The sequence below is a fragment of the Acidimicrobiia bacterium genome (assembly GCA_035471805.1).
In the GTDB taxonomy this organism is placed as follows: Bacteria; Actinomycetota; Acidimicrobiia; order Spongiisociales; family JAHEDJ01; genus JAHEDJ01.
The window spans coordinates 108047-117475 of sequence record DATIPS010000031.1 but is presented as its reverse complement, the minus strand read 5'-3'; the positions used below and the strand labels follow the sequence as shown (position 1 = coordinate 117475).

Below are 9429 nucleotides of genomic sequence, written 5' to 3'. Positions count from 1 at the left end.
GATTCTCGCCGTCCCGACTCCATAACCCTCCGGCACGTGAGCGCGAATGAGGCGGCCCGATGGGCCGCCTCTCCGCGTCCGGATACAATCCCGACACAACGAGCGAGGAGCCGGAGTGGTCGAAGTGGGCAGAGGCGAGCTGTTTCTGGGGGGCACGCTCGATCCCAGCACGGGCGAGCGGGACGGCAATCAGGTTCTTTACGAATCCCACCATCTGACGACGCACGGCGTCATCGTCGGAATGACAGGATCGGGCAAGACCGGCCTCGGCATCGTGACGCTCGAAGAGGCGCTTCTCTCTGGAATCCCGGCGCTGATCATCGACCCCAAGGGGGACATGGGCAACCTGCTGCTCAACTTCCCGCAGTTCCGGCCGTCGGATTTCCGCCCGTGGATCGACGAGGGGGAGGCCCGCCGCAAAGAGATCACCCCCGACGAGCTGGCAACCGACACCGCCAATCTATGGAAGAACGGCCTGGCCGGCTGGGAAATCGGCGCCGACCGGATGCTGGCGCTCGGTGCAGGGGCGGGCTTCTCGATCTACACGCCCGGTTCGACCGCCGGGATACCACTCAACATCGTCGGTTCCCTCGCCGCCCCGACCATCGACTGGGACATCGACGCCGAGACCGGCCGCGACGAGATCGAAGGTTTCGTCTCGAGCCTGCTCGTGCTGGCGGGGATCCAGGCCGATCCGATCGCCAGCCCCGAGCACATCCTGCTGGCCAACATCATCGAGAAGGCGTGGAGGGAGGGACGGAGCCTCGACCTGGCGACACTGATCGGCCAGGTGCAGGAGCCGCCGCTCCGCAAACTCGGGGTATTCGACCTCGACACCTTCTTCCCCAAGAAGGAACGGACCAAGCTCGCCATGCGTCTCAACGGCCTCGTTGCCTCACCTTCCTTCGCCTCCTGGCTCGAGGGCCCACCGCTCGACGTGCAATCGCTGCTCCATGAGACCGACGGTCGCCCGAAGGCCTCGGTCCTCTACCTCGCCCACCTGTCGGAGACCGAGCGACAGTTCGTAGTGACCCTGCTGCTATCGAAGGTCGTCACCTGGATGCGCACCCAGGCCGGAACGTCCGACCTGCGGGCGATGATCTACATGGACGAGGTGTTCGGGTTCGCTCCCCCGACGGCCGAACCGCCCTCCAAGAAGCCGATCCTCACGATCCTCAAACAAGCCAGGGCGCACGGTGTCGGCATGCTCCTGTCCACCCAGAATCCGGTGGACCTCGACTACAAGGCGATGTCGAATGCCGGCACGTGGATGATCGGCCGCCTGCAGACCGAGCGGGACAAGGCCCGCATCGTCGAGGGCCTCAAGTCGGCATCGGGTGCGGTAGATGTGCCCCTGTTCGACAAGTTGATCTCGGATCTGGGCAAGAGGGAGTTCGTCCTGCACAGCACCCGGGCCGCTGTGCCGTTGGTCTTCACGACCCGCTGGGCAATGTCGTATCTGGCGGGACCTCTCACCCGGGACCAGGTCGCCGGCCTGATGAAGGACGCTCCGGAATACGAACCGCCTGCAGCCGCACCGTCGGGGGAGCCCGCCGCCGCCCCCATCACCGAGGACGAAACCGTCCTCACGCCGGAGGTTGCGCCGCGGATCCCCGTCTACCACCTGGATCCGGCCGCTCCCTGGGCCGGAGAGATCGGCGCCACACCGACCTCTCAACGCTACGAAGCGGGGATCGTCGCCAGAGTGCACCTCACCTACGACGACCAGTACGCCGATGTGAACCACGACGAGGAGTGGGAGGCGATCTTCTTCCCGCTGAGCGACCGGTTCGACCCGTCGACGGCCACCGCGGTCGACTACGACGAGCGGGATTTTCGTGCGGAAGGGCCTGAGGATGCAACCTACATCCTTCCGAACGCGTCGCTCGACAAAGCCTCGTACTTCACTTCCGTTTCAGCCGACTTGAAGAACTACCTGCTGCGGAACCGCAGCGTCGAAGTATTCAAGAACCCGGAGCTGAAGCTCTACTCCCGTGTCGGGGAAACACGCGAGTCTTTCGCCGAACGGTGTCGTGCCGCCGGAGAGGATGCTGCCGACGCGGCGATCGCCAAGCTGAAGGACCGGTATGAAACCAGGATAAAGCGGGTCAAGGACCAGCTGCTGACGGCCGAACGGCGGGTGCGCGAACTCGAGTCCGATGTTCAGGGTCGCCGTCAGAGCGAGTTGCTCTCGGGCGCCGGGGATCTGCTTTCGGTCTTCCTGGGAGGCCGGGGCCGCTCAGGCGGCATCAGCCGCGCCGCCCGGCGCCGTTCGGAGACGGCAAGGACCCAGGAACGCCTGCGCACTGCGGAGCAGACGATGGGAGACAAGTACTCGGAACTCGAAGCCATCGAAGACGAACTGACCAACGACGTTCTGGAGATCACCGACAAATGGGATGTCTCCGCCGGAAGGCTCGAGACGGTCGAGATCGGCCTGGAGAAGACCGACATCGTCGTCGACGAGGTCGCGGTGGTGTGGATCCCGGTCGGTGACTGATCGCGAGTAGACCTCGACGGGAGCGCCGGCGGAGAGATCGCCCTCAGCCGGTCACTCTTTGTCGGACAGCAGCACCCAGAGCAGGTCCTTGATCGAGACGATTCCCAGGAGCTCGTTGTCTTCCATGACCGGAAGATGGCGATAGCCGATCTCGAGCATCCATTTGGCGGCATCCCGGACCTCGCTCTCCGGCGAAGTCACGTCGGGGTCGACCGTCATCCAGTCGCGCACGAGTTCGTCGTCCGGGTTCGCTCCGTCGGCGGTTGCGCGCAGCAGGTCCCGCTCGGTCAGGATTCCGGTGAGCCGGGGGCCGTCGATGACCGCGATGGACCCGACGCCCGCGTCGAGCATCGCTTCCGCCGCGTCCCGCAAGGTTGTTTCCGGGCCGCACACTTCGGCGCGACCACCAACGAGTCCGTGGAGTTTCACAGCACGACCTCCCTCTCACCGGCCACCCTAGATGGCGCGGAAGGTTCCGTCTTCATCGCGGCTCGACAATCCGGCCGGGGTCGACGATACCGACCAACACGTCGCGGATGCTCAGAATGCCCACAAGTTCGTCCTCGACCACCGGTAGATGCCGATAGCCGGTCTCCAGCAGGTACTCGGCCGCCTGATAGACATCGGTGTCTGGGGAGAAGACATCCGGGCTGCGCGTCATGCAACAACGGACCGGCTCTGAATCGACGTCGAGCCCCTTGGCAACCGCTTCGAGGACATCGCGTTCGGTGACTATGCCGGCGAACTTGCCTTCGTCGATGACGCCCATCGACCCGACACCCGCGGACACCATCTCCGCTGCAGCTTGGGCCATCGTGATGTCGGACCCGCACATCTCCGGCGGGGTCGAGATGAGATCTGCCAGTTTCACAGCGCGCCTCCTTCTCCACTGAGGCTAGCGATGAACTAGAACCCCGGTACCGCCGGTCGGCCGATTGAGGGGGCGCCTCACGCGTCGATCAGGCTATCCATCTCCCCGGGAGAGGCGTCACGTCCAAGAGAAGAGGAGCGGGCCGGTGACCCGCTCCTCTTTGATGCTGAGACTCGCCACGAGTAACTCGCGACTCGCGACTAGACGAGATCCTGTTCGCGGATTCCGAACGAAGGATGGCGAAGACGGCACAGTGCCAGCTTCTCGAGCTGACGGATCCGCTCCCGGGTGAGATTGAACTCCTCACCGATCTCTTCGAGCGTCCGGGGGACTCCATCGTAGAAGCCGTACCGGAGAGCGAGAATGCGACCCTCCCGGTCGGGGAGCCGCTCGATCGAGCGTCGCAGGCTGTTGGCGACGTCCATCTCTTCGGTGATTTGCACAGGATCAGCGGCATCCTCGTCTTCGATGAAGTCGCCGAGCTGCGCGCCGTCCTCACCGACCGGCTGTTCGAGCGAGACCGTGTCGGCGACGCCGAGGGCCAGCTCGACCTTGTCGACGGTCACGCCCGCCTCTTCGGCGATCTCTTCTGGCTTGGGGTCACGGCCCAGCTCGGCCTTCAGGCTGGCCTGAGCGGCGCGCACGGCCGCCAGCGTGTCGTGCAGATGCACGGGGATACGAACGGTCCTGGACTTGTCGGCGATGGCCCGCGTTATCGCCTGCCTGATCCACCAGGTGGCGTACGTGGAGAACTTGAAGCCCTTTCGCCAGTCGAACTTCTCGACTGCACGGATGAGACCAAGATTGCCTTCCTGGATCAGATCGAGGAAGTCGATTCCGGACGTGTTGGCATACCGGCGGGCATTGGCCACCACCAGGCGGAGGTTGGCAGTGAGGAAGGCATCTTTTGCCTCTTTGCCCTTGCGGGACTTGCGGCGGAGTTCGAGCTCTTCCTTCTTACCTTTGAACTCTTTGTTCTCGAGCTTGACGGACGCGTCTTCGCCGGTTTCGATCCGCTGCGCCAGCTCGACTTCCTGCTCGGCCGTGAGCAGGTCGTATTCGCCAATTGCGGTGAGATACTGGCTGACGAGATCGGTGGTGAGCCGTCCTCGTTCATCCGTCAGTTTGCTTGCACGGTCACGCTCGCGCTTGGCTCGAGCATCTGCTGCTTTTGTTCGCGCTGGACGCGTCTTTTCGGCAGGGGGCATGTTGGGGGTGTCCTCCATCGGGCGGCGAGTGTTGTGTGACTCTGACCGCTATCAGGCTGCACTATGACATACATCGCCCGTCTTGTGAACCCCCTTTCTTTGAGGGCTCTCCGATCGATCGAGTTCAGCATTTCCCCTGGTCATCCACCAATTCCCATACGGTACGGCAGGATGAGCGGTGCAAGTCGGTCAGAGGACGACTACGCCGGCGTCGGTATCGATCCCAACCCGATGCACGCCGGGAGATCCGTCGACGATCCTCAGATCCAGGTCGTGCGCACCCAGCCAGCCGTCGAGACGCTCGGCGTCTCCGCCGAGCTCGACCCAAGAAATCCCCCGGGGATTGACGAGGTGAGCTGCGCCCGATCTCCCCGGATAATCCCCCGGATGCACGTCCCATTCGATGAAGAACGGCAGGCCCGCACCAAGTGCCACCTCCAGCCCAAGGAGCCGCCAGCTGAGTTCGACTCCATCCGGTCGCACCCTCGACATCCGCACCGGCGCCAGGTCGAGGCGTCGACCGAGGCCGACGATGTCGGTCGTGCGGAGGCAGATTCCGGCCGGACGGTCACCGACGGCGTGCATCCCGACCCACCGACCGAACGGGCTCTCCGCCGCCTCGGTCGGGTCCACCACCGCCACCAGCTCGACGTAGTCGTGACCGAGTGGAACAAGTCGATTCGCAGTGCCGTGGCCGGCGTGACGACCACCGGGCACCGAGTCGAGCCCGTGCTCATCGAGCAACCGTTGCGCGGCGCCATCGAGGTCGGCGACCGTCAAGATCGCATGATCGAATCGCAACATGGTCCCGATGCTACGCCGCCCGGCAGCGGCCCGGCTCGGATCGAGGCTCACCGGGGCGAACGACGCCGTAGAGTCGACATATCCAGAGGAAGAGAGCAGAAGTGCGGAAGATCGCCGTGACCGGTGGAAGTGGCAAAGCCGGACGCGCCTGCGTCGCCGAACTGCGTGAACACGGATACGACGTGATCGACATCGACATCGCCGCGTCGCGGGATCCGGACGAACCGGCGCTGATCGCCGACCTGACGGATCTCGGACAGACGATCGAGGTCCTGTCTGCCGTGGACGCCGTTGTCCACCTCGCGGCTGTTCCCGCACCGAACGTACTACCCGACGGCGAGACCTTCCGCATCAACTTGATGAGCACGTACAACGTCTTTTCGGCAGCAGCAACGCTCGGATTGGAAAAGGTCGTCTGGGCTTCGTCGGAGACTCTGATCGGCATCCCGTTCAAACGACGCGACCCGGAGTACGCCCCGATCGATGAACAGCACCCGCGACTGCCCGAGTTCCATTACGCCCTCTCCAAACTGGCGGGGGAGGTCATTGCCGGCCAGTTCAACCGGTGGCACGGAATCCCCTACCTGGGACTTCGAATCTCGAACATCATGGAGCCGCATGATTACCAACGGTTCCAGGGGTGGCAGGACGACCCGACTATCCGCAGCTGGAACCTCTGGGGGTACGTCGACGCGCGCGACGTCGCTCAGGCAGCTCGGCTCGCACTCGAGTCGGAACTCGACTCGGCGGACAACTTCCTGATCGCGGCAGCAGATACGTGCATGGTTCGCCCGAGCATGGAACTGATGGAGCAAGTCTTCCCGAACGTTCCCGTTACCCGGCCGGTCGAGGGATCCGAAACCCTTTTGTCGATCGCCAAAGCACGGGCATTGCTGGGCTACGAGCCTCGCTACGCCTGGCGCGAACAGCTCGGCTAGGACTCAGCCGGAAACACAAATCCACGGCTTCGCTACGGTGGCCGCCATGCCGAACCGCCTCGCCGACGAAACATCCCCGTATCTGCGCCAGCATCAAGACAACCCCGTCGACTGGTACCCCTGGGGAGAAGCGGCTTTCGAGCGAGCCCGGGTCGAGGACAGGCCCATCCTTCTGTCGGTCGGCTACTCGGCATGCCATTGGTGCCACGTCATGGCACACGAGTCCTTCGAGGATCCGCAAACAGCCGCGGTCATGAACGAGTTGTTCGTCAATGTGAAGGTGGATCGTGAGGAACGGCCCGACGTAGACGGCATCTACATGAGTGCCGTCCAGGCGACGACCGGCCGCGGAGGCTGGCCCATGACAGTCTGGCTGACACCCGCGGGGAAGCCTTTCTTTGCCGGCACATACTTCCCACCGGATGACCGCCACGGCCTTCCGTCGTTCCGCCGGGTCTTGACGTCTGTGGCAGAGGCCTGGTCGGAGCGGCGAGACGGCGTCGAAGATCAGGCCGATCACCTCACCTCGGCCGTCGCCCGCCGGCTGCCGGTGGCCGACGCGGTCCCCGGCCGGGACGCCCTGGCCGCCGCATATCTCCGGATCGAGGCATCCTTCGACCATCGGCGAGGCGGATTCGGTGGTGCTCCGAAATTCCCCCAGCAGCCGGTTCTCGAGTTCCTCTTGCGTGCCGCCGGACAGCCCTGGGCACCGAGAGCGCAAGATATGGTCGAGGCAACTCTGGCGCGGATGGCATCCGGCGGTATCCGCGACCATGTGGGGGGCGGGTTCGCCCGCTACTCGGTAGATGCGGATTGGCTCATTCCCCACTTCGAGAAGATGCTCTACGACAATGCCCAGCTGGCCCGTCTCTATCTCCGGGCCTGGCAGGTGACCGGCAGATCCGGGTTTCGCGACATAGCCGTCGAGACCCTCGACTACCTGCTCCGCGATTTGTCTCATCCGGACGGCGGCTTCTTCTCGGCCGAGGATGCCGACTCCGAAGGAGCAGAAGGCAAGTTCTACACCTGGGCGAAGGAAGAGTTTGACCTGCTGGTCGGAACCGGCGCAGAAGTGGCAGGCGCCCACTTCGGAGTGACCGGGTCGGGGAATTTCGAGGGGGCCAATCACCTCCACGAGGCGGTCGCTCCCGACGAGTTGGCCGGCCGGTTCGACATGCCGGTCGAGGACGTCGTTGACATCCTCGACCGAGCGAAGGAAGCATTGCTGCACCAACGCTCAAACCGTGTGAGGCCCGGCCTCGACGACAAGATCATCACAGCTTGGAATGGCCTCGCCCTGCGAGCCTTCGCCGAGGCGGGAGTGATCCTGGGAGACGAGCGCTTGCTCGAGAGGGCAAGACGGAATGCACGATTCGTTCTGGACAATCTGCGAACGGACGACGGGAGGCTGCTGCGGTCCTGGGGGCAAGGCACCGCCAAGATCCTGGGTTTCCTCGACGACTACGCGGGCTACGCGGTCGGGTTGTTCACCCTCTACCAGGCGACCGGTGAGGTGGAGTGGTACACCGAAGCGGAGCGGCTCACCCGAACGATGCTGGAGCTGTTCACCGACGGCGGCAGCCTCTACTCGACGGGAGCGGACGCCGAGGAACTGATCACACGACCGATGGACCAGATGGACAATCCACTCCCGTCTGGAACTTCACTCGCCGCCGAGGCGCTGCTGTGGCTGTCGCTGTATACGGGCGATTCGGAACTCCGCCTGGCCGCGGAGAGGGCGCTTCGCGACAGTGCCGCGCTCGTCGAGCAATACCCGAGCGCCGTCGGCCACTTGCTCTCGGTTCTCACTTCTCTCGATATCGGTCCGCGGGAGGTCGCCATCGTTGGCCCCGACGCCGGGGCTCTCCACCAGGTCGTCTGGGAGGCTTTCCGGCCCGAGCTGATCATCGCGCTGGATCGTGCAAATGCCGACGGCGCGATCGTCCCGCTGCTCGCCAACAGAGCGCAGAACGGCGGAACACTCGCCTATGTGTGCGAAGGGTTCGCCTGCAAGCTGCCGGTGTCGGACCCGGTGGCCCTCCGCTCCCAGCTCCGCTGAGTTTTCTCAGCAATACTGATGTTCTCCAGCAACCACAGCATTGCTGAGAAAACTCAGACGGGGACGGGTTCCGTTTCCAGCGTCGAGGCTCCGAAGAAGACCAGACCCAGCCACAGCAGGTCCGCCAGCGCGAGATGAATGAGCTGCAGCCACACGGGCGTTCCCAGCACGATATTCGTCATGCCGGCGAAGAACTGCACCACCACGATGCCCACGATGGCAACGGCCAGGCGCTGAGTCAGCCGTTTCTCCGCTCCGGCGCCGAACGTCCAGGCCATCCAGGCGGTGAAGGCTCCTATTGCGATGGCCGCGACCGGATGGATGACCCGCAATCTGGTCAAGAAGTGCTCGGCGTCCGCAGTCGCACTCGATAGACCTTCCCCGACCGACTCCAGCGGGAACAAGGTGTCCGCCAGAGCAGTGACGCCACCCGTCGCCGAAACGACGATCATCCCCAGCACCGAAGCGGAGAAGTACCAAACGAATCCGCGAGCACCTGCCACTCGAACAGGGCCGCGTCCGGAAGCCCACCAGGCCAGCAACGCCAGCGAACCGAGCAGCACAAACGTATTGACGAGATGGACGGGAACCATCACCGTGCGGGCCGCGGAAGCATCGTCGGCCACCCATTCGGCCAGCACGAGAACGGCACCGACCAGCGACTCCGAAATGATGAAGATCCCAGACAACCAGGCTGCCGTTCGGATCTGCTGCCCCTTCTCGAAAGTTCGGAGCACCCAGATGGCGACAACTGCGACCATGAGAGCCGCCAGAGCACTCGTCACCCGATGCGTGAACTCGACGGCGCGCGCACCGTCGAGACCTCCCGGGATGATCTCGCCGTCGCAGGTGGGCCAAGAGGGCCCGCATCCGGCGCCCGATCCGCTTGCGCGCACAAAGGCCCCGTAGATGACAACCGCCACGTTCACGACCAGCGTGGCCCATGCGAACTTGGCGAGGCGTGACATATGGGGAGGGTAGCCAGTCTGGCGTCGCGAAATGCCCGTCACCCCTATACGCGGATAGAAACTCAACAGGCCGACCGAACT

Annotated in this window: 8 protein-coding genes; 3 read left to right on the top strand and 5 right to left on the bottom strand. The window is 64.2% G+C overall.

Translation table 11 applies throughout. From position 1 onward, the window contains the following. Positions 1–115 precede the first annotated feature (115 nt). Entirely contained in the window at positions 116–2500 is a 2385-nt protein-coding gene (locus VLT15_07450) for a DUF87 domain-containing protein (GenBank protein ID HSR45049.1), read from the top strand. Positions 2501–2551: 51 nt separating this feature from the next. Here the strand turns inward: VLT15_07450 and VLT15_07445 are convergent, their stop codons facing one another. The 4 genes from VLT15_07445 to VLT15_07430 all read right to left on the bottom strand — a co-directional run bounded on the left by VLT15_07445 (position 2552) and on the right by VLT15_07430 (position 5383). After that, positions 2552–2929 (bottom strand): CBS domain-containing protein, encoded by a 378-nt coding sequence (locus VLT15_07445; GenBank protein ID HSR45048.1) that lies wholly within the window; start codon positions 2927–2929, stop codon positions 2552–2554. A gap of 52 nt (positions 2930–2981) precedes the next feature. Continuing rightward, positions 2982–3371, bottom strand: a complete 390-nt coding sequence (locus VLT15_07440) for a CBS domain-containing protein (GenBank protein HSR45047.1) — start codon at positions 3369–3371, stop codon at positions 2982–2984. A 200-nt stretch (positions 3372–3571) separates the two neighbouring features. Continuing rightward, positions 3572–4597, bottom strand: coding sequence for a sigma-70 family RNA polymerase sigma factor (locus tag VLT15_07435; protein ID HSR45046.1), 1026 nt, complete (start codon positions 4595–4597; stop codon positions 3572–3574). 171 nt (positions 4598–4768) lie between these two features. Further along, a complete protein-coding gene (locus tag VLT15_07430; protein ID HSR45045.1) occupies positions 4769–5383 on the bottom strand; it encodes a VOC family protein in 615 nt (204 codons plus the stop codon). Between the two features lie 101 nt (positions 5384–5484). On the opposite strand from VLT15_07430, the gene VLT15_07425 reads away from it, so the two are divergent. Together VLT15_07425 and VLT15_07420 are read left to right on the top strand one after the other, a co-directional pair. After that, positions 5485–6321 (top strand): NAD(P)-dependent oxidoreductase, encoded by an 837-nt coding sequence (locus VLT15_07425; GenBank protein ID HSR45044.1) that lies wholly within the window; start codon positions 5485–5487, stop codon positions 6319–6321. 46 nt (positions 6322–6367) lie between these two features. Further along, a complete protein-coding gene (locus VLT15_07420; GenBank protein ID HSR45043.1) occupies positions 6368–8380 on the top strand; it encodes a thioredoxin domain-containing protein in 2013 nt (670 codons plus the stop codon). Positions 8381–8433: 53 nt separating this feature from the next. On the opposite strand, the gene VLT15_07415 is transcribed toward VLT15_07420, so the two are convergent. Beyond that, on the bottom strand, positions 8434–9348 hold the full coding sequence (locus VLT15_07415) for a COX15/CtaA family protein (GenBank protein HSR45042.1): 915 nt from the start codon (positions 9346–9348) through the stop codon (positions 8434–8436). Positions 9349–9429 lie beyond the last annotated feature (81 nt).

Excerpts from the sequence above, each read along its gene's own strand:
- VLT15_07435 (HSR45046.1), bottom strand. The coding sequence starts at position 4,597 with ATGGAGGACACCCCCAACATGCCCCCTGCCGAAAAGACGCGTCCAGCG.
- VLT15_07430 (HSR45045.1), bottom strand. The coding sequence starts at position 5,383 with ATGTTGCGATTCGATCATGCGATCTTGACGGTCGCCGACCTCGATGGC.
- VLT15_07420 (HSR45043.1), top strand. The coding sequence starts at position 6,368 with ATGCCGAACCGCCTCGCCGACGAAACATCCCCGTATCTGCGCCAGCAT.
- VLT15_07415 (HSR45042.1), bottom strand. The coding sequence starts at position 9,348 with ATGTCACGCCTCGCCAAGTTCGCATGGGCCACGCTGGTCGTGAACGTG.